This is a genomic window from Paractinoplanes aksuensis (assembly GCF_024137025.1).
Taxonomy (GTDB): domain Bacteria; phylum Actinomycetota; class Actinomycetes; order Mycobacteriales; family Micromonosporaceae; genus Actinoplanes; species Actinoplanes aksuensis.
The window spans coordinates 18035-36566 of sequence record NZ_JAMYJR010000034.1 but is presented as its reverse complement, the minus strand read 5'-3'; the positions used below and the strand labels follow the sequence as shown (position 1 = coordinate 36566).

Below are 18532 nucleotides of genomic sequence, written 5' to 3'. Positions count from 1 at the left end.
ATCTTCCACGATCCAGGAGGCATGGCATGGGAGATTTCCAGCAGTTCGTGGCCGACGTGACCATGCGTCTGTCCGCGATGTCCAAGGGCGAGTTGTACGTCGTCGGCGACGGTCTCGACCGGGATTCGCTCTGGCTGACCTTCCTCGAGTCCTTCCCGGCCGGGACCAATCCACGGTTCCGTGAGCGGACCGAGTACGACTGCTCGACCTGCCGTGGGTTCATCAAGAACTTCGGCAATGTGGTCGAGATCGACGACGGGCAGGTCCGCTCCGTCTGGTCCGGCGTGTCCGCGGCCGACCCGGTCTTCTCCGTCGTCGCCGCCGCGATGGACGAGTTCGTCGCCACGCTGCCGTTGTCCGGCCTCTTCCGGTCGACCGAGGCGCAGTACGGGGCGAAGGTCACCCGGTCGCTGCGCGACGGCCAGGTCGAGGTGTGGCATCACCTGCACGGCCCGGTGGCCAAGCGGCACCGCACCCAGGACGTCGGCGCCGCCCGCGGCGAGTTCGACGCCGCGGTGCAGGTGTTCCAGCGCGGCCTGGCCGAGCTGACCCCGGCCGCGCTGGACACTGTGGCCGACCTCATCGACGACAACGCCCTCTACCGCGGCACGGAGCATCTGCGGGCGGTGACCGAGTTCCGATACCTGCGGAACCAGTGGACGCAGGCGGCCGACCAGCGGGCCTTCGTGTTCGCCTACGCCACGAACCCGGCCGCCCGGTTCCGGAACACGGTGATCGGCACCCTCGTCCAGGATCTGTCCGCGGGTGTCGACCTGGAGCAGGCGGTCCGGTCGTTCGAGTCCAAGGTGGCGCCGCAGAACTACCGGCGGCCCCGGGCCCTGATCACGCCGGCCATGGTCAAGGCGGCCATGAAGACGATCGACGAGCTGGGCCTCGAGGAGTCGTTGCAGCGCCGGTTCGCGCGGCTGTCCGACGTCTCGGTCACTAACGTGCTGTGGGTCGACAACGACACCCAGGCGCGGATGAAGGACGGCCTCGAGGGGTTGCTCATGCAGGCGGCCACCACCACCTCCAGCGCGCGCCTGCGGGACGCCAAGCCGGAGGAGGTTCCCGTGGTCACCTTCATGAAGGACATCCTGCCCGGCGCGGCCACCGTCGACCTGTACGTCGCGAACAGCCACGAGCCGCACTTCGTCAGCCTCACCACCGGCCGGCACCCGGGCGCCCCGCGGCTGTTCACCTGGGACAACGACTTCGGCTGGTCCTACAACGGCAACGTCACCGACTCGATCAAGGAGAGGGTCAAGCGGGCCGGCGGCAACGTCACCGGCAAGCTTCGCGTGAGTCTGTCCTGGTTCAACCACGACGACCTCGACCTGCACGTGTTCGAGCCCGGCGGCGACCACATCTGGTGGAAGAACAAGCTCGACAAGCTGGACGTCGACATGAACGCGGGCGGCCGGTTCACCCGCCAGCCGGTCGAGAACGTCACCTGGGCCGGGAAGGTCCCCGACGGCGAGTACCGGATCGAGGTGAACCAGTTCAACCAGCGGGAGGGCACCCAGACCGGCTTCGTGATCGAGACCGAGAGCAACGGGCGGCTCGAGCACTACAGCTACGAGCGGGCGGTCGGCCAGAAGCAGACCGTCGAGGTGGGCCGGATGACGGTCGAACGGGAGGTGATCACGGCGTTCCGGCCGGGGGAGGCCATGAAGGCGGGCCGCGCCGGCCAGGAGCTGTGGGGCATCACCACCGAACAGTTCGTGCCGGTGTCCACCGTCATGTACTCGCCGAACTACTTCGACGACAACGAGGTCGGCCATCGCCACTACTTCTTCGTCCTGAAGGGGTGCGTGAACGACCAGCCGACCCGGGGCATCTACAACGAGTTCCTCCGCGGCGACCTGCAGCCGCACCGCAAGGTGTTCGAGGTTCTGGGCGACCGCACCAAGTGCGAGCCGTCGGAGGATCAGCTGTCGGGCCTGGGCTTCAGCTCCACGGTCCGCAACTCCGTGGTGGCCAAGGTGAAAACGACCGGCGGCCGGCGCCGGCTCATCAGCATCCAGTTCTAGTTTTCAGAGAGGCATCGTGAGCGTTTTCGAGAAGGCCACGCGGGAGAAGTTCCGCTACCCGTCGGCCAAGGGCCAGCTGACCACCGAGCAGCTGTGGGAGCTTCCGCTGACCGCCAAGTCCGGCTTCAGCCTCGACGACGTGGCCAAGGCGGTCAACACCGAGCTCAAGGCCGTCGACACCGAGTCGTTCGTGGCCACCGAGACCAACCCGGCCAAGGCGACCCTGGAGGCCAAGCTCGAGATCGTCAAGCACGTCATCGCCTTCCGCCTGGCCGAGGACCAGGCGGCGAAGGCGGCGGCGGCCAAGAAGCTCGAGAAGGAGAAGCTGATCGCCGTCCTGGGCCGCAAGCAGGACGCGGAGCTCGAGAACCTGACCGAGGCCGAGCTGCTGGCCCGGATCAACAACCTGTAGGTCAGCGACGGGGCGGGGCGGTCGAGCCGCGGATGATCAGGCGGGTGGGGACGGTCACCCCGCCCGCCGTCTGCTCGCCCGCCAGCAGTGCGAGCACCATCCGGCCGGCCAGCACACCCTGGTCGCGGACGGGCTGGGCCACCGTGGTGAGGTCGGACAGCTCGGCCATCGGGTGGTCGTCGATCCCGACCACCGACATGTCCTCGGGGATGCGCAGGCCGGCCCGCCGCAGCGTACGCATGGCGCCGAACGCGACCTCGTCCGAGTGCGCATAGACGGCCGTCGGTGGGTCGCGCAGGCTCAGCAGACCCGACATGGCGTCGGCGCCCGACAATCCACCCCACGGCACCGTCACGACCAGGGCCGGGTCGAACGGCAGGCCGGCGTCGGTCAGTGCCATTTCGTACGCGTGGGTCCGCCCGGGATTGGCCGGCCACCCGGGCTCGGCCGGGTCGATCGCGGCGATCATGCCGATCCGGCGGTGCTTGAGGAAGATCAGGTGGTCGACGGCCTGGCGCCCGGCCGCGGCGTCGTCGATGGAGACGTACGGATAATTCTCGACCTGCCCGCCGGCCGCCACGATGTGCACGCCCATGAGCTCGAGCCGGTCACGTTCGCCGTCGCGCACCGGCATGCCCAGCACCACCACGGCGTCGACCTTGCGCCGGGCCGGCAGCCGTTCGAAGAAGCGGCGGCGGTCGGCCTCGTCGCCGACGTGATACAGCAGCACGTCGAGGTCGGCGTCGCGCAGCACCGACTCGAGCCCCTCGAGCAGCGACGCGAAGAACCAGCGGGCGATGTGCGGCACCACCACGGCGACCCGGTCGGTGGCCCCGCCGGCCAGGCGTGACGCCTCGGGCGAGACCACATAGGACAGTTGCTCGGCTGCCGCCAGAACCCGGGCCCGCGTCTCGGCGGCGACGTGCGGGTGGTTGCTGAGGGCGCGGGACGCGGTCGCCATCGACACGCCGGCTCGGCGCGCCACATCGGCCATATTGACCCTCATGTGCGGTGGCACGGGATGAGCGTAGCAACCGCTGGAAGCGTTTCCGATCACGCAGTGCATGCACATAGTGACTCTTGACATGAGACGCAGATCACAAACAGTCTGAGATCTGCAAGCGGTTCCAGGGCTCGCTCTGTAGCGAAGGGACGGCACCGTGCTTGAGAGAAAACCCCGGCGCTGGGCGGCCGCGTCCGCCCTCGCGCTCTTCGCCTCCGTCCTCACCGGATGCGGTGGCGGCGACGGCGGCGCCAACACGCTCACCTACTACATCGCCGACGCCGCCCAGGAGTCCGTGGCCACGCGCTGCGCGGGCGAGTCCGGCGGCGCCTATCAGTTCAACATCCAGCGGCTGCCGAACACAGCGGCCGGCGGGCGGGAGCAGTTGCTGCGGCGACTGGCCGCCGAGGACCGGTCGATGGACATCGTCAGCGTCGACCCGCCGTTCATGGCCGAGTTCGCCAACGCCGGGTTCCTGCGGGCGTTCACCGACGCCGAGCGGCAAGAGCTCTCCCAGGGCGTGCTCGACGGCCCGCTCAAGCAGTCCACGTTCCGCGACACGCTCTACTCGGCCCCGCTCTACGGCAACACCCAACTGCTCTGGTACCGCAAATCGGTGCTGCAGAAGGCCGGAGTCGACCCGTCGGCCGGCCCGGTGACCTGGGACCAGCTGATCAAGGGCGCGACCCAGGCCGGAGTCACGGTGGCCGCGCAGGGCCGGCGCAACGAGAGCCTGATGGTCTGGGTCAACGCACTGATCTCGTCCAGCGGCGGATCGATCCTGGCTCCCGGCTCCGAGAATCTGCCGGCCAACGAGGTCAAGGGCGGGATCAACTCGCCGGCCGGCGCGACCGCGGCCCGCATCATGCACGACCTGGCCGTCTCGCCGGCCGCGCCGCCCGGGTTCAGCACCGCCGGTGAGGAGGACTCGCGGGCCTCGTTCCAGGAGGCCAACGGCGGGTTCATGGTCAACTGGCCCTACGTGTGGGCCGCCTTCGACTCGGCCATCGAAGAGGGCTCGTTGCCCGCGAACTTCAAGGACGACGTCGGCTGGGCCGCCTATCCGCGGGTCGAGGCGGGCACCGAGAGCGCCTCGCCGTCCGGTGGTCTCGGCCTGTCGATCAGCTCGTTCAGCCGCCGGCAGGACCTGGCCGCCCAGGCCATCCGCTGTCTCGCCAACGAGCAGAGCCAGAAGGACTTCATGATCGAGGCCGGTAACCCGGCCGCCTTGGCGTCGGTCTTCGACGACCCCGAGATCCGCGAGAAGTTCCCGATGGCCGACGAGATCCGCACGGGTCTCGACGCGGCGACCCCCCGGCCGGTCAGCGCGTACTACGGCGACGTCACCGGTTCCATCCAGACCTCCTTCCACCCGCCGGGTTCGCTCTCGTCCCAGAACACTCCGCGGGAGGCCAACCAGCTTCTCGAGGACGTCCTGTCCAACAAGCGAATGATCTAGGAGCGGCCATGAGCATCACCACTCCCGCCGCGCCGCCGCGAAAGCCCACCGAGACCCGCGCGGCGCGCCGGATCCGGCTGACCGACCGGGCCCGCAAGGAACGCAACCTGGGCTGGATGCTGGCCGGGCCGGCGTTCATCGCGATGGTCGCGGTGACCGGATATCCCATCCTCAACGCCATCTGGTTGTCGCTGTTCGACTTCCGCCTGACCGACCCCGACGGACGCACCTTCGTCTTCCTGGGCAACTACGCCACGATCCTGACCGACGGGTTGTTCTGGAAACAGTTCGGCGTCACCGCGATCATCACCGTGGTGACCGTGTCGGTCGAGCTGGTGCTCGGCTTCGGCCTGGCGATGGTCATGCACCGCGCGCTCTATCTGCGCACGGCCTTGCGGGTGGCCATCCTGGTCCCGTACGGAATCATCACTGTGGTTTCGGCTTATGCCTGGGCCTACGCGTTCAGCAACACGTACGGCTTCGTCAACAGCCTGTTCGGGCTGGGTGACTTCGACTGGTTCGGGGGCACGTGGTCGGCCCTGTTCACGGTGTGCGTGGCCGAGATCTGGAAGACCACGCCGTTCATGTCGTTGCTGCTGCTGGCCGGTCTGGCCCAGATCCCCGACGACTACCTCGAGGCGGCCCAGGTCGACGGGGCCACCGCCTGGCAGCGGGTCAAGCGGGTGATCCTGCCCAACATGAAGGCCGCCATCATGGTGGCGCTGCTGTTCCGCACACTCGACGCGTTCCGCATCTTCGACAGCGTCTTCATCATGACCGCCGGCGCGCAGAGCACCGAGACCCTGTCGTTCCTGGCCTACCGCCAGACGATCAGCCGGGTGATGGTCGGGCTCGGCTCGGCCGTCAGCGTCATCCTGGCCATCCTCGTCGTCCTGATCGCCGTGCTGTTCGTGAAGGTCTTCAAGACAGATCTGTCGCAGCAGAGGGGGGACAAGAAGTGAAGGTCAGCCGCCGAACGCAGGCGTACTGGATCGTCGGGGCCGTCCTGATCATCGCGTACGCCATCATCCCGGTCATCTGGATCATCTCGCTCTCCTTCAAGGAGGGCGACGACATCACCAACAACGCGTTCCTGCCGACGGTCTGGAGCTGGGAGAACTACAAGACGGTCTTCGCCTCCGACCTGTTCACCTCGGCGCTGCGCAACTCGGTCGGCATGTCGCTGATCGCCACCACGATCTCGGTCATCCTGGCCACCCTGGCCGCGTACGCGATCTCGCGCCTGGAATTCCCGGGCAAGCGGCTGGTGCTCGGGGTGGCCCTGGCCATCACCGTCTTCCCGGTCATCGCGATCGCCACGCCGCTGTTCGACCTGTGGCGCAATGTCGGACTGTACGACACCTGGCTCGGCCTGATCATCCCGTATCTCTCGTACTCGTTGCCGCTGTCGGTATACGTGCTGGCCGCGTTCTTCCGCGAGATCCCGTGGGAGATGGAACAGGCGGCCCAGGTCGACGGCGCGACGGCCTGGCAGGCGTTCCGCCGGGTGATCGTGCCGCTGGCCAGCCCGGGCGTGTTCACGGCGGCCATCCTCACGTTCTTCGCCGTGTGGAACGACTTCGTCTTCGGCATCACGCTCACCTCGAGCGAGGCGGCCCGGCCGGTGCCCGCCGCGCTGGCGTTCTTCCAGGGCGCCTCGCAGTTCTCGCAGCCGACCGCCCCGATCGCGGCCGCCGCCGTGGTCGTCACCATCCCGGTCGTCATCCTCGTGCTCCTCTTCCAACGCAAAATCGTCGCCGGCCTCACCAACGGCGCCGTCAAGGGCTGAAAGGACTCGACATGGCAGCCATCGAGATGCGCAACATCGTCAAGGAATACGGCGACGGCTTCAAGGCCGTGAACGACATCAGCCTCGACATCGCCGACGGCGAGTTCATGATTCTGGTCGGGCCGTCCGGGTGCGGGAAGTCGACCCTGCTCCGCATGATCGTCGGGCTCGAGGACATCACCTCGGGCGACATGGTGATCGGCGGCGAACGGGTCAACGAGAAGGCGCCCCGCGACCGCAACCTGTCCATGGTGTTTCAGAACTACGCGCTCTACCCGCACCTCACGGTGTTCGAGAACATCGCGTTCCCGTTGCGGCTGAACAAGAAGGTCAGCGAGGACGAGATCCGCCGCCGGGTCAAGGAGGCGGCCGACATGCTCGAGCTCAACGAGCACCTCGACCGCAAGCCGGCCAACCTCTCGGGCGGGCAGCGGCAGCGGGTCGCGATGGGCCGGGCGATCGTGCGCCAGGTCAACGCGTTCCTGTTCGACGAGCCGCTGTCCAACCTGGACGCGAAACTGCGCGGCCAGATGCGTACGGAAATCTCGCGTATGCAACGACGCCTGGGCACGACCACGGTGTACGTGACCCACGACCAGACCGAGGCCATGACCTTGGGCGACCGGGTGGCCGTGCTGCGCCGCGGTTTCCTGCAGCAGGTCGCGTCGCCGCGCGAGCTGTACGAGCAGCCGGTCAACATGTTCGTGGCCGGGTTCATCGGTTCACCGCCGATGAACTTCCTGCCCGCCGTGGTCTCCGGGCAGCGGCTGAAGTTGCCGTTCGTCGAGGTCGACGTGCCGGCCATCGCGGCCGACAAGGTCACCGACGGCCAGCTGCTGATCGCGGGCATCCGGCCCGAGCACTTCGAGGACGCCCGCGTGCTCGACGAGTCGAAGCGGGCCAAGGGCGCGACGTTCCGGGCCCAGGTGGATGTCACCGAATGGCTGGGCGACTCCCAGTACGCGTACATCCCGTTCGAGGCCAACGCCGAGGTCACCAAGCAGCTGGCCGACCTGGCGGCCGAACTCGACGGCGAGGCCCTGCGGACCCAGCTCATCATCTCGATCGACGCGATGAGCCGGTTGCGGGAGGGTCACGAGGGCGAGTTCTGGGTCGACACCCGCCGGATGCACCTGTTCGACCCCGGCAGCGGCGAGAACCTGACCCGTGACGAAGCGGCCGCGGCCGACCTGGCCAGCCTCGAGGAAGAGGAGCTGCGGGAGCGGACGGCCCGATGAGCTGGTGGCGCCACGCGGTGATCTACCAGGTGTACGTGTGGAGCTTCGCCGACTCCGACGGCGACGGGATCGGGGACCTGGCCGGTGTCCGATCCCGCCTGCCGTACCTGCGCGACCTCGGCGTCGACGCGATCTGGCTCAACCCGTTCTACCCGTCCCCGCAGGCCGACAACGGCTACGACGTGGCCGACTACCGCGACGTCGACCCCCGCTTCGGCACGCTGGCCGACGCCGACGCGCTGCTGCGAGAGGCGCACGAGCTGGGCCTGCGGATCATCATCGACCTCGTCCCCAACCACACCTCGTCGGACCACCCGTGGTTTCAAGAAGCGCTGACGGCCGCGCCCGGCAGCCCTGAGCGTGGCCGCTACCTGTTCCGCGACGGGCGGGGCGACGAGCCGCCCAACAACTGGATGAGCAACTTCGGCGGCCGGGCCTGGACGCGCGTCCCCGACGGCCAGTGGTACCTGCATCTGTTCGCGCCGGAGCAGCCGGACCTGGACTGGACGACCACCGACGTGCGGGAGGAATTTCACGCGATTCTGCGGTTCTGGCTCGACCGCGGGGTGGACGGCTTCCGGATCGACGTCGCCCACGGCCTGGCCAAGGACCCCTCGCTGCGCGACGTGGCCACCGCCGGCGAGGACAGGCACCCGCACTGGGACGTCGACGAGGTGCACGACGTCTACCGGGGCTGGCGCCGGGTGATGGACTCTTATCCGGGCGACCGGGTCTTCGTCGGCGAGATCTGGGTGCAGACGGTCGAACGGCTCGCGCTGTATCTGCGGCCGGACGAGCTGCACACCGCGTTCAACTTCGCCTTCCTGACCGCCCCGTTCGAGGCGGCGGCGCTCAGAGAAGCGGTCGACAGCAGCATGCGGGCGCTCGGCCAGGTGGGCGCGCCGCCGACCTGGGTACTCTCCAACCACGACGTGGTCCGGCACGTCACCCGGTACGGCGGTGGGGCGCTCGGCCTGCGCCGGGCCCGCGCGGCGGCATTGCTGATGCTGGCCCTGCCCGGCAGCGTCTATGTCTATCAGGGTGAGGAACTGGGCCTGCCCGAGGTCGAAGACCTTCCCGACGACGTACGCCGTGACCCCGTGTTCCAGCGCACCGGCGGCGCCGAACCGGGTCGTGACGGCTGCCGCGTGCCTTTGCCGTGGTCGGAAGCGACGCCGTCGCTCGGTTTCGGCCCGGGCGCGGCCACCTGGCTGCCGCAGCCCCCGGGGTGGAACGCGCTGACCGTGGAACGGCAGGCGGCCGATCCGACCTCGATGCTCAACCTCTATCGCGCCGCGCTCGCCCACCGGCGTACGCTGCCGTCGGCCGCCCTGACCTGGCTGCCGGCGGGTGAAACGGTGCTGGCGTTCCGGCGCGGCCCCGGATTCCTGTGCATAGTTAATGTGGGCGACGACGACGTGCCCCTGCCGGAGGAGGCGCGGTCGGCCTCCCTGATGCTGCACAGCGACCCGGCCGCAACCGGCGAGGTGCTGCCGGGAGGGAGCACGGCCTGGTATGCGGATTCTGATCGTGACCGCGGGCTCGCGGGGTGACGTAGCGCCGTTCACCGGTCTGGGACAGCGGCTTCAGGCGGCCGGTCACGAACACTCGGGACATGCGACACCCCCGCGTCAGCTGTCCGTCCATTATGTTGCGTCGACTTCATCGATCAAGGTCAAAGCCGCGAGCCATCACCACGCGCAAAACGTTCATCTGCCCGTGACCCGTCGAGGGCAGTCTGCTGGGCGCCGGTGGAGTCGTGCCGGCCGCCGACAGGTGGACGCTGACCCTTTACGTGTGGACTGGAGTCAATGTTGACGTCAATGTTGATTCAGTCAACATGAACGACGATTCAGGCGGTGGCGACGGTCAGCAGGATGACCGTGTCCTGCACTGCGGTCACCTTGTGCCGCTCCGGGCCGATGACCACGTGGTCGCCGGTGCGGCCGTCCCACTCCGCGCTCGTGGTGGTCAGCCGTGCGTGACCGGCTAGTACCTGCAGCGTGGCCTCGCCGGGACTGTTGTGCTCGGCCAGCTCGCGACCCTCGGCCAGCGCGATGACAGTCTGCCGCAAATGGTGCTCGTGGTTGCCGAACAACGTGTGGGCGCTACGTCCGCTGTGCGCGGCGCGCGCCTCCGTCAGCAGGGATTCGGCCAGCTCAGGCAGCGTAGTGGATTGCATGAACCCAGCCTACGAACCATTTGTGACATGCCAGTGCGCTCGCTCTGTGCCCCCAACGGTCACCGCCGGGCAGGCGCTGGCGGACAGTTCTGCCCCCGAGCACTCCGTCATGGCCCGGCAACGTACCGGCTCGGGGAGGGCGCCGGCCGCGCTGGGCGGCGGAGGGCGACAGCTGCGCCCGGGCCGGCGTCGGGGCGGTGGCGGTTGTGCGGGGGCCGAGCGCGCGGGAGAGCCGGCGACGGTGAGGGCGGCCGGGTGGAGGGGGCCGGGCGAGGGGAGCGGCGGGCGCTGGTGGTCAGGCGCGGCGGATGGCTACGGCGGCGCGCTGGGCGGTGGTGGTCAGGCGCGGCGGATGGCTACGGTGGCGCGTTGGGCAGTGGCGTAGATGGTGCCGGCCCAGCCGTCGGCGTCGCGGAACGACAGGCTGGTGGCGCCGGCCTCGGCGTGGTCGGCGACGATCGTGAACGTCGATCGCTGCAGCTCGCGCCGGTAGAACGAGAGCACCGCCTCCGGCCCCGGCGCCGTCAGCGTGAATGACGCCCCGGCCTCGCCGTCGGCCAGCCCGGCCACCCGGCTGCCGGGCGGCAAGCGGAAGGCCGCGGGCACATTCCGCACGCCAGTGGTGGCCGCCGCCACCGCCTGGACCTCGCGCGTCGGCGTGCGGGCCTCGGCGGGAGCGGGCGCGATGGCCGCCGGCTCGGTGCGCCGGGGGTCCGTGGTGGCCGCGTTTCCGCAGGCCCCGGCGCCGCCGACGGCCAGCAGGGTGGCGACCAGGGTGGCGATGCGCCTTGCGATCATGCGACCCATTCTCCGCTATCCGGTCAAGGTGGTGGCCGACGCCGGGGCGCCGGCCACCATTTTCTCTCTCAGCTGATCCAGTCGCCGTGGCTCGTCCGGCCTCCGGCCGAGCGGGCCGCTGCCGTCACGGCCGCGGCGCGCGGCGGGATCGAGGACGTGTCCTTGGCGTACGTGGCCACTGCGGTGGCGATCGCGTCGGCGTTGGTGTCGAGCGCGAACGTGTTGATGTTGCCGAGCAGTTTGTTCTTGTAGGCCTTCTTGAGCTGGGCGTACACCGCCTTGTCGGCACCGTCCCGCTCGGGCGTGAGGCTGTCGCAGGCCTGGTGGTAGCACGGGTCGTAGGCCGCCCCGGCCACACCGCCCCACTTCGTCACGTCGGCCGCCGTCTTCTGGACCTCGGCCCCGGTGAACAGGCCGCCGGCCGGAATGCCGGTGGCGATGAACGGGCCGTAGTCCGAGCGGCCGGTGAAGTCCGAGGCCGCCGTGAACTGCCGGCGCTGCTCGAAGAACTTCTGGAAGACGGCCTCGATCTCGGCCGAGCCGGCCGGGCCGGGGCCGGCGCCGGTGTTGTCAGAATTGTCACCGTCGTACACGCCGAAGGTGTAGTTGGGCGAGCCGATCATGTCGAAGTTGAGGTAGAGCGCGATCTTGGCGTGTTCTTCCTCGGTGAGCGCGTTGACATAGAACGTCGAGCCCACCAGGTTGGCCTCCTCGGCACCCCACCAGGCGAAACGCAGCTTGTTCTTGGTCTTGACGTTGCGCATCTGCAGGGCGGTCTCGAGGATGCCGGCGCTGCCGGTGCCGTTGTCGTTGATGCCGGGGCCTTCCGGCACCGAGTCGAGGTGGGCGCCGGACATGACGACCTCGTCGGGGTTGCCGTAGCGCGAATCGGCGATCACGTTCTCGGTCTGGCGCACGTCGGCCACGGTGTCGGTGGTGATCGTCAGGGTCAGGCCGGCCGTGCCGGCGAAGGCCACCCCTTGCGGGTACGACACCCCGATGGCGGGAATCCCGACCGGTGTGCCCAGGGTGCCGAGGAAGAGGTCCTGGCGGTCCGGTGCCGCGGTGTCACCCTGGTTCATGATGATGACGCCGGTGGCGCCGGCCGCGTCGGCGTTCGCGGCCTTCTGGCCGAACGGGCAACCGCCGCGCTGCACGAGGGCGATGTTGCCGCTCACGCCCACGAAGTCGGTCGCCTCGCAGCCCGAGGTGCTGGTGTTGGGCGTCGTCAGCTGCAGGTCGACGGGGACGATGCCGCCGGTCGCCGTGCCGCTGCCCGAGCAGTCCATCACGTCGTAGTCGACCTGGTCGGTGTAGGTGGTGGGCGTGGGCGCGGTCTGCGCGAACGACGACCCGTTCTCCGTACAGAAATTGAACTCGAACGGCTGCCGGGTGACCTTGTAGCCGGCCGCCCGCATCAGCGTCGCGACGTAGTCGGCGCTGCGCTTGTAGCCGGGCGTGCCCGACGCCCGCGTGTCCCCGCTGATCTTGGCGATGGCCTGGAACGCCACCAGGTGCCGCAGCACCCCGGCCAGCGTGACCGCCTTGGGCACGTCTTTGACCGAGCTATTTCCGGACGTGGCCTGCGCAGGCCCGGCGGCGACAAAACCGCCCAGCAGTACCGCCGCGGCCGCCGCGCCGCCTATCCGTCTCCATGTCGATCGAGACACCACGATGTGTTCCCCTCGTCGAGCGGTGTGAATATCCAGCAACCTAGATTCGCTACTCAACGTGGGGAACCCATCACACGGTCCGAATGCGCCGGGCGGACGGACACCGTCCGCCCGGCGATGGATCAGGGCAGGTCAGACGGGCGGAGCACCCGGTCAAGGCCGTGGGCGATCTGGCGGTTGCCCTTGTTGATGTCGAACCTGACAATCCGCGGGTCACGGTCGTTCCGGTCGGCGTCGACGAGCTTCACCCGCTTCCCGCAGAAGCGGTACACATCGACCTTTATGGAGCTTCCGGCCGCCGTCTTGAGGCGGGCGCCGTCGGACTTGAGGGCGGCCGCGCGGGTGATCGTGGTGCCGGGCACGACGTGGTAGAGCAGGATCGACTCGACGGTGTTGATGCCGAGCCCGGCCACCGCCGTGAACGCCTTCTTCTCGCTGGGCAGCCGCTTGGTTTTCTGCAGGTCGGCCACCAGCAGTTCGAAGGCGCGGTCGTTGGGGACGAACGCGGTCAGCGCCGTCTTGCCGTCGGTGAGCACCTTGACCGGGCTCGACGGCTTGGCTTCGAGCACGGCCAGCACGGCTGCGGTCAGGATGTCGTAGTCGTAACCGTTACGGTCGAAGCCGCTCTTGTCGGCGGTCAGCACCGCGGCCAGCGATTTGGTGCCTAAGGGCTTGGTCTTGCCGTGCGCGCTCGCCGGCGCCGCGGTCAGGGCCGACGCCACGAGGGCGGCGGTGGCCACGGCGGCCGCTCGGGTGATCCTCATCGTGAGGTGTCCTTCCGGTACGAGTGACAAGTACGGGTGACGGCTCGCTGCCGCCACCCGTACTTCGTCCGGAACCGAGCCGGTGGATGCACTCAGGAGGTCAGAGTTCCACGCAGCAGGCTCCGCCCGGAGTGGGTGGCGTCGCCGTCGTGCGGCTCGTCGCTGACGTCGACCAGGCGGTACCGGCGCAGATCGGTGCCCGGCGGCACGGCCAGCACCGAGTCCCGGTTCCCGGTCAGGCTGCCGATGGCCACCATCCGGGTGAGGTCGTCGGGATCGATCAGCCACACCTCGTGGAAGCCCGTGGTGAGCGGCAGGTTCCGCACGTCGACCTGCATCCGGCCGTCGGAGTGCACCCGTGCGCTGCCACCGGCCCCGGCCGGGACCGTCGCCAGGGGAGCGAGGGTGGCCCGGGCCGTGACCGGCGCGCGGTTGACCAGAACCGTTCCGGCCACCCCGGCCACGATCGCCACCGCCGCCGCGAGCACCGGGATCAGCCACCGCGGCCGGGAACGCCGGGCCGGCTGTTCCTGCTCGATGTCGGCGGCGATGGCCCGCCAGATGTGTTCCGGCGGCGCGGGCAGGTCGCGGACGTCCTGAGTCTCGGCGCCCAGCCCGGCCACGTCGCGCAGGTCGGCCAGCTCGTGCCGGCAGGCGGCGCACGTGGTCAGGTGGTCGGACTCGTCCGGTCCCGGCGGCTCAGAGAGCGCGAGTAGAACCAGCCGATCGGGATCCAGATGCTGCACCGTCCACCTCCCAACGACGTCGCAGGTTGGCCATTCCGCGCCGGATATGACTCTTGACGGTACCCAGTGGCAGCCCGGTGACCGCGGCGATCTGGGGATGGGTCAGGTCGTCGAAGAAGGCCAGCTCCAGCGTGCGCCGCTGCTCCTCGGGCAGACGGCTCAGCTCGTCGGCGATCAGCAGCCGGTCCACCACCCGCTCCGGGGTCTCCCGGCCGTCGGGCGGCGCCAGCTGCGCGCGTACGGACTCGGCCACCCGATCGTCGCGGGCGGCCGACCGCAGCCGGTCCACCACCTTGCGCCGGGCGATGCCGAGCAGCCAGCTCAGCATCGTGCCGCGTCCCGGGTCGTACCCGTCGCGCCCCTTCCACGCGGCCACGAAAGTCAGTTGCGTGACGTCCTCGGCGTCGGCCCGGTTACCCAGCAGGCGCTGGGCCAGGTGCAACACGGCCCCTCCGTGCCGTTCGTACGCCGTACGCAATGCTTTTTCGTCGCCGTCCCGCAACTGCTCGGCCAGCTCGTCGTCGGAGCTCATCGACCCCCCTCCCGCACAGAGTCCCGAGTGATTCGCAGGCACGGCCGGCGCGGATGGGTCCGCTTTTCTGAACGGGACCATCCAGAAGTTGTCCAGTCGGTCTTCCTAGCGTGGGGCGGTGAGCGAGAGCGGGTACGAAGAAGCCGATGTCGTCGTCATCGGGTCGGGCATGGGCGGCCTGGCCGCGGCCCGGATGCCGGCGCAGTTCGGCGGCAAGAAGGTGCTCGTCCTCGAACAGCACTACATGCTGGGCGGGATGACCCACGAGTTCTCCCGGGAGGAGCGGTTCAAGTTCGGCACCGGCCTGCACTACATGAGCGGGAACGCCGGGCCGTTCCTGGACTTCATGACCGACGGCCGGGTGCAGTTGAACCCGCTGCCCGACGACTACGACGTGCTGCATTTCCCGGATTTCGACTTCTCCGTCCGGGCTTCGCGCGAGAAGTACCAGGCCAGATGCCGCAGCGCCGCGACCGGGCCGGGGATCAGGATGGGTCACGCCCACTCGGGCCCGTCGGGGTAGGAGAAGCGCTGCAGCGTCTCCGGGCGGATCTCGGCCGAGAAGCCGGGGGCCGTCGGCACCTGGTAGGCGCCGTCCTGGATGACGACCGGGTCGACGAAGTGTTCGTGGAGGTGGTCGACGTACTCGATGACTCTGTCCTGCATCGAGCCGGAGACCGCTACATAGTCGAAGATCGACAGGTGCTGGACGAGTTCGCACAGGCCGACGCCGCCCGCGTGGGGGCAGACCGGCTTTCCGTACTTGGCCGCCAGCAGCAGGATGGCGATGTTCTCGTTGACGCCGGCCACCCGGGCCGCGTCGATCTGGACGAAGTCGACGGCGTCGGCCTGCAGCAGTTGCTTGAAGATGATGCGGTTCTGCACGTGTTCGCCGGTGGCGACCTTGATTCCGGACGGGCTCAGGGCGCGGCGGATCGCCGCGTGGCCGAGCACGTCGTCGGGGCTGGTCGGCTCCTCGATCCACCACGGGTCGTACGGGGCGAGGGCGGTCATCCAGCGGACCGCCTCGTCGACATCCCAGCGCTGGTTGGCGTCCACCGCGACCCGGATGCTGTCGCCCACGGTCTGCCGGGCCAGCTTCATCCGGCGTACGTCGTCCTCGAGGTTGTCGCCGACCTTGAGCTTGATCTGCGTGTAGCCGTCGGCCACCGCCTCGCGGGCCAGGCGCACCAGCTTCTCGTCCGAGTAACCGAGCCAGCCCGGCGACGTCGTGTAAGCCGGATATCCACTCCGTTTCAGATCCGCGATGCGATCGGCCCGGCCCGGTAGTGCCGCGGACAGGATCTCAAGCGCTTCGGCCGGATTGAGCGCATCGCTCAGATAACGCCAATCGACCAGGTCGACGATCTGCTGCGGGCTCATCTCGGCCAGCAACTGCCACACCGGCTTCCCGGCGGTCTTTCCGGCCAGGTCCCAGGCCGCGTTGATCAGCGCGGCCGCGGCCAGGTGGACCACGCCCTTCTCGGGGCCGAGCCAGCGGATCTGCGAGTCGTGGGTGAGCCGGCGCGCGAACTCGCCCAGGTCGTCCACCGACTGGCCGACCACGAACGGGGCCAGCGCCTCGATCGCGGCCTGGCACACCTCGTTGCCCCGGCCGATGGTGAAGGTGAACCCGTGCCCGGCCCGGCCGTTGTCGGCGTGCAGCACGACGTACGCCGCCGAATAGTCGGGGTCGGGGTTCATCGCGTCCGAGCCGTCGAGCTCGCGCGAGGTGGGGAAACGGACGTCGTACGTGTCGATCGCGACGATTTTCATGCGGCGTTCCTCACGGTGTTGCGCTGGCGGCCCAGCCCTTCGACCTCGACCTCGACCACGTCGCCCTCGGCCAGGTAGGGGAAGCGGCCCGACAGCGCCACCCCCTGCGGCGTGGCCAGGAACGCGCCGTCGATGTCGGCCGTCACCGCTGGGAGGTCGTGGAACCGACCGCCGCTCGCGGCGACGGGCCGCTCCCAGCCGACGGGTCCGACTCGCAGGTACTTCACTTGAGCTCCAGTTCGTAGGTGCTGATGGCGGTGCCGCCGAAGACATCCCCCGGGACGCCACCGAGCAACTCGGTCAGCGCGTCCCAGACCTCGGCGTACGTGGCCGCCACCTCGAGAACCGGCCAGTCCGATCCGAACATCAGCCGGGTGGCGCCGAACATCTCGACCGCGGTCTCCACGTAGGGGCGGAGGTCCGCAGGCGTCCAGGTGGCCCAGTCCGCCTCCGCGACCAGGCCGGAGAGTTTGGCCACCACGTTGGGCTGCGCGGCGACCGGGATGATGAGGTCACGCCACCGGTCGAAGTCGCCGGCGGCGATCGGCGGCTTCCCCAGGTGGTCGAGAACGAACGTCGAGCTGGGCAGGGCAGCGGCGGCCCGGGCCACCGAGGGCAACTGCGATGCGCGTACGACCAGTTCGTTGACCAGTCCGGCCGAGGCCACCGCGGCCAGGCCGGCCCGGACGTCGGGACGGTCGAGGTAGGTGTCGCCGTGGGCCTGCACCTGATCGCGTACGCCGACGAGCAGCGGACTGTCGAGGCCGGCCAGAGTGCCGGCCAGGCCGGGGTCGGTGAGCGAGGCCCAGCCGACCACGCCCGCGATCTCCGGTGTCTGTTCGGCGATCCGCAGGAACTCGCGGGTCTCGGCCAGATCGCCGCGGCCGCCCTCCACCAGGATCGTCCGTTCGACAGGCGTGCTGTCGATCGCCGCGCGCAGGTCGCCGACCGTGTAGTCGCGGCGGATCCGGGCCAGGGACGGGTCCTGCAGCCAGGCGTAGTCGGCCGTCCACAGGTGGTGGTGCGCGTCGATGATCACGTGAGCAGCCCTTCGGTACGCAGGTCGGCCCAGAGCGTGGGCGGGATGGGCACGGCCGCCATCCGTGCGGCGTCCTCGACCTCGGCGGCCGAGCGCGCGCCGACGAGCACGGTGGTCACCGCGGGGTGCGTGGCCGGGAACTGGATGGCCGCGGCGCGCAGCGGGATCCCGTGTCGCTCACAAACTGCTCGTATCGCCAGCGCGCGTTCGATCAGTTCCGGGTCGGCGGCGACATAGTCGAAACGAGCACCCGGCCGGGGATCGGCCAGCAGCCCCGAGTTGAAGACGCCCCCGACGATGACCGCGACGCCGCGGTCGGCGCACAGTGGCAGCAGTTCGGCGCGGCCGGACTGGTCGAGCAGGGTGTATCGGCCGGCCAGCAGGACGGCGTCGAGCAGCCCGGTGCGCACCAGCTCGGCGAGCATCTTGGCCTGGTTCATGCCGGCCGAGACTGCTCGAATCTGTCCACTTGCTCGCAGTTCGCTCAATGCGGGGAGCGCTTCGCTCACCGCCTGGTCGAAATGGTCGTCCGGATCGTGCAGATGCAGGATGTCGGCCCGGCCCAGGTTCAGGCGGTCCAGGCTTTCCGCGTACGAGGTCCGCACGCCTTCGCGGCTGAAGTCGAACACGGGGGTGACGCCGCTCGGCTCGGCCCAGATGTTCTGCGTATCCGAGCCGCCCGGTCGCAGCAGCCGGCCCACCTTGGTCGACAGCGCGAACTGGTCGCGCGGCTTCCCGGCCAGCACGGGCCCGGTGCGGCGCTCGGCGAGCCCGTTGCCGTAGAGCGGCGCCACGTCGAAGTAGCGCACGCCCAGCTGCCAGGCGCGCTCGACGGTGGCCCGGGCCTGCTCGTCGGTGACCGCCTCGAACAGCCCGCCCAGCGGCGCCATCCCCAGCCCGAGCCGGGTCACGTGCACATCCGAACGGCCCAACCGGACAACTTCAAACGGGTTCATGCGCGAGTTCAGCCTTCAGTCCTTCAAACAACGGTCAAATGATGCGCGTTTCGCGCGAGTGCGGCTCGTGACGGTCGGATGATGCGCGTTTCTGGGGGCGCTGGCGCGGATTCGTGGTCGGGTGATGCGCGT

Annotated in this window: 19 protein-coding genes; 8 read left to right on the top strand and 11 right to left on the bottom strand. The window is 69.3% G+C overall.

All coding sequences use genetic code 11. The features are described 5' to 3' along the window. Positions 1 to 26 precede the first annotated feature (26 nt). Positions 27 to 2033: a DUF8224 domain-containing phage-derived protein gene (locus M1L60_RS31395; protein ID WP_253241162.1), complete on the top strand. Its 2007-nt coding sequence runs from the start codon at positions 27 to 29 to the stop codon at positions 2031 to 2033. A 16-nt stretch (positions 2034 to 2049) separates the two neighbouring features. After that, positions 2050 to 2445 (top strand): hypothetical protein, encoded by a 396-nt coding sequence (locus M1L60_RS31390; RefSeq protein ID WP_253241161.1) that lies wholly within the window; start codon positions 2050 to 2052, stop codon positions 2443 to 2445. 1 nt (position 2446) lies between these two features. Here M1L60_RS31390 and M1L60_RS31385 read toward each other — a convergent pair whose 3' ends face one another. Further along, positions 2447 to 3439 (bottom strand): LacI family DNA-binding transcriptional regulator, encoded by a 993-nt coding sequence (locus M1L60_RS31385; RefSeq protein WP_253241160.1) that lies wholly within the window; start codon positions 3437 to 3439, stop codon positions 2447 to 2449. A gap of 166 nt (positions 3440 to 3605) precedes the next feature. On the opposite strand from M1L60_RS31385, the gene M1L60_RS31380 reads away from it, so the two are divergent. The 5 genes from M1L60_RS31380 to M1L60_RS31360 are packed head-to-tail and all read left to right on the top strand — an operon-like array spanning position 3606 to position 9487. Continuing rightward, entirely contained in the window at positions 3606 to 4907 is a 1302-nt protein-coding gene (locus M1L60_RS31380; RefSeq protein ID WP_253241159.1) for an extracellular solute-binding protein, read from the top strand. Between the two features lie 8 nt (positions 4908 to 4915). After that, positions 4916 to 5869, top strand: a complete 954-nt coding sequence (locus M1L60_RS31375; RefSeq protein WP_253241158.1) for a carbohydrate ABC transporter permease — start codon at positions 4916 to 4918, stop codon at positions 5867 to 5869. Beyond that, entirely contained in the window at positions 5866 to 6696 is an 831-nt protein-coding gene (locus tag M1L60_RS31370) for a carbohydrate ABC transporter permease (protein WP_253241157.1), read from the top strand. Before M1L60_RS31375 ends, M1L60_RS31370 begins: the two co-directional genes overlap by 4 nt. 11 nt (positions 6697 to 6707) lie before the next feature. Further along, complete coding sequence (locus tag M1L60_RS31365) at positions 6708 to 7934, top strand: ABC transporter ATP-binding protein (RefSeq protein ID WP_253241156.1); 1227 nt, start codon at positions 6708 to 6710, stop codon at positions 7932 to 7934. Then, a complete protein-coding gene (locus tag M1L60_RS31360; RefSeq protein ID WP_253241155.1) occupies positions 7931 to 9487 on the top strand; it encodes a glycoside hydrolase family 13 protein in 1557 nt (518 codons plus the stop codon). Before M1L60_RS31365 ends, M1L60_RS31360 begins: the two co-directional genes overlap by 4 nt. A gap of 299 nt (positions 9488 to 9786) precedes the next feature. Here the strand turns inward: M1L60_RS31360 and M1L60_RS31355 are convergent, their stop codons facing one another. The 6 genes from M1L60_RS31355 to M1L60_RS31330 all read right to left on the bottom strand — a co-directional run bounded on the left by M1L60_RS31355 (position 9787) and on the right by M1L60_RS31330 (position 14629). Further along, positions 9787 to 10116 (bottom strand): cupin domain-containing protein, encoded by a 330-nt coding sequence (locus M1L60_RS31355; protein WP_253241154.1) that lies wholly within the window; start codon positions 10114 to 10116, stop codon positions 9787 to 9789. Between the two features lie 339 nt (positions 10117 to 10455). After that, positions 10456 to 10914 (bottom strand): hypothetical protein, encoded by a 459-nt coding sequence (locus M1L60_RS31350; RefSeq protein WP_253241153.1) that lies wholly within the window; start codon positions 10912 to 10914, stop codon positions 10456 to 10458. 68 nt (positions 10915 to 10982) lie between these two features. Next, positions 10983 to 12467 (bottom strand): M28 family peptidase, encoded by a 1485-nt coding sequence (locus M1L60_RS31345; RefSeq protein WP_253241152.1) that lies wholly within the window; start codon positions 12465 to 12467, stop codon positions 10983 to 10985. A gap of 242 nt (positions 12468 to 12709) precedes the next feature. Further along, positions 12710 to 13351, bottom strand: coding sequence for a fasciclin domain-containing protein (locus M1L60_RS31340; RefSeq protein ID WP_253241151.1), 642 nt, complete (start codon positions 13349 to 13351; stop codon positions 12710 to 12712). A 92-nt stretch (positions 13352 to 13443) separates the two neighbouring features. Continuing rightward, positions 13444 to 14097: an anti-sigma factor gene (locus M1L60_RS31335; protein ID WP_253241150.1), complete on the bottom strand. Its 654-nt coding sequence runs from the start codon at positions 14095 to 14097 to the stop codon at positions 13444 to 13446. Beyond that, positions 14051 to 14629: an RNA polymerase sigma factor gene (locus tag M1L60_RS31330; protein WP_253241149.1), complete on the bottom strand. Its 579-nt coding sequence runs from the start codon at positions 14627 to 14629 to the stop codon at positions 14051 to 14053. Before M1L60_RS31330 ends, M1L60_RS31335 begins: the two co-directional genes overlap by 47 nt. Positions 14630 to 14747: 118 nt before the next feature. On the opposite strand from M1L60_RS31330, the gene M1L60_RS31325 reads away from it, so the two are divergent. Then, complete coding sequence (locus M1L60_RS31325; protein ID WP_253241148.1) at positions 14748 to 15152, top strand: NAD(P)-binding protein; 405 nt, start codon at positions 14748 to 14750, stop codon at positions 15150 to 15152. Here the strand turns inward: M1L60_RS31325 and M1L60_RS31320 are convergent. Genes M1L60_RS31320 through M1L60_RS31305 form a run of 4 tightly spaced genes read right to left on the bottom strand, consistent with a single transcriptional unit; the run spans position 15125 to position 18376 of the window. Beyond that, positions 15125 to 16405 (bottom strand): enolase C-terminal domain-like protein, encoded by a 1281-nt coding sequence (locus M1L60_RS31320; protein WP_253241147.1) that lies wholly within the window; start codon positions 16403 to 16405, stop codon positions 15125 to 15127. The two genes, M1L60_RS31325 and M1L60_RS31320, sit on opposite strands and share 28 nt — an antisense overlap. Further along, positions 16402 to 16632: a hypothetical protein gene (locus M1L60_RS31315; protein WP_253241146.1), complete on the bottom strand. Its 231-nt coding sequence runs from the start codon at positions 16630 to 16632 to the stop codon at positions 16402 to 16404. The genes M1L60_RS31320 and M1L60_RS31315 overlap by 4 nt, the downstream gene beginning before the upstream one ends. Next, positions 16629 to 17444 (bottom strand): amidohydrolase family protein, encoded by an 816-nt coding sequence (locus tag M1L60_RS31310; RefSeq protein ID WP_253241145.1) that lies wholly within the window; start codon positions 17442 to 17444, stop codon positions 16629 to 16631. The genes M1L60_RS31315 and M1L60_RS31310 overlap by 4 nt, the downstream gene beginning before the upstream one ends. Then, complete coding sequence (locus M1L60_RS31305) at positions 17441 to 18376, bottom strand: aldo/keto reductase (RefSeq protein ID WP_253241144.1); 936 nt, start codon at positions 18374 to 18376, stop codon at positions 17441 to 17443. The genes M1L60_RS31310 and M1L60_RS31305 overlap by 4 nt, the downstream gene beginning before the upstream one ends. Positions 18377 to 18532: the final 156 nt, after the last annotated feature.

Coding starts and splice junctions, on each gene's coding strand:
- M1L60_RS31395 (WP_253241162.1), top strand. CDS start 27: ATGGGAGATTTCCAGCAGTTCGTGGCCGACGTGACCATGCGTCTGTCC.
- M1L60_RS31385 (WP_253241160.1), bottom strand. CDS start 3,439: ATGGCCGATGTGGCGCGCCGAGCCGGCGTGTCGATGGCGACCGCGTCC.
- M1L60_RS31375 (WP_253241158.1), top strand. CDS start 4,916: ATGAGCATCACCACTCCCGCCGCGCCGCCGCGAAAGCCCACCGAGACC.
- M1L60_RS31365 (WP_253241156.1), top strand. CDS start 6,708: ATGGCAGCCATCGAGATGCGCAACATCGTCAAGGAATACGGCGACGGC.
- M1L60_RS31360 (WP_253241155.1), top strand. CDS start 7,931: ATGAGCTGGTGGCGCCACGCGGTGATCTACCAGGTGTACGTGTGGAGC.
- M1L60_RS31355 (WP_253241154.1), bottom strand. CDS start 10,116: ATGCAATCCACTACGCTGCCTGAGCTGGCCGAATCCCTGCTGACGGAG.
- M1L60_RS31350 (WP_253241153.1), bottom strand. CDS start 10,914: ATGATCGCAAGGCGCATCGCCACCCTGGTCGCCACCCTGCTGGCCGTC.
- M1L60_RS31340 (WP_253241151.1), bottom strand. CDS start 13,351: ATGAGGATCACCCGAGCGGCCGCCGTGGCCACCGCCGCCCTCGTGGCG.
- M1L60_RS31330 (WP_253241149.1), bottom strand. CDS start 14,629: ATGAGCTCCGACGACGAGCTGGCCGAGCAGTTGCGGGACGGCGACGAA.
- M1L60_RS31320 (WP_253241147.1), bottom strand. CDS start 16,405: ATGAAAATCGTCGCGATCGACACGTACGACGTCCGTTTCCCCACCTCG.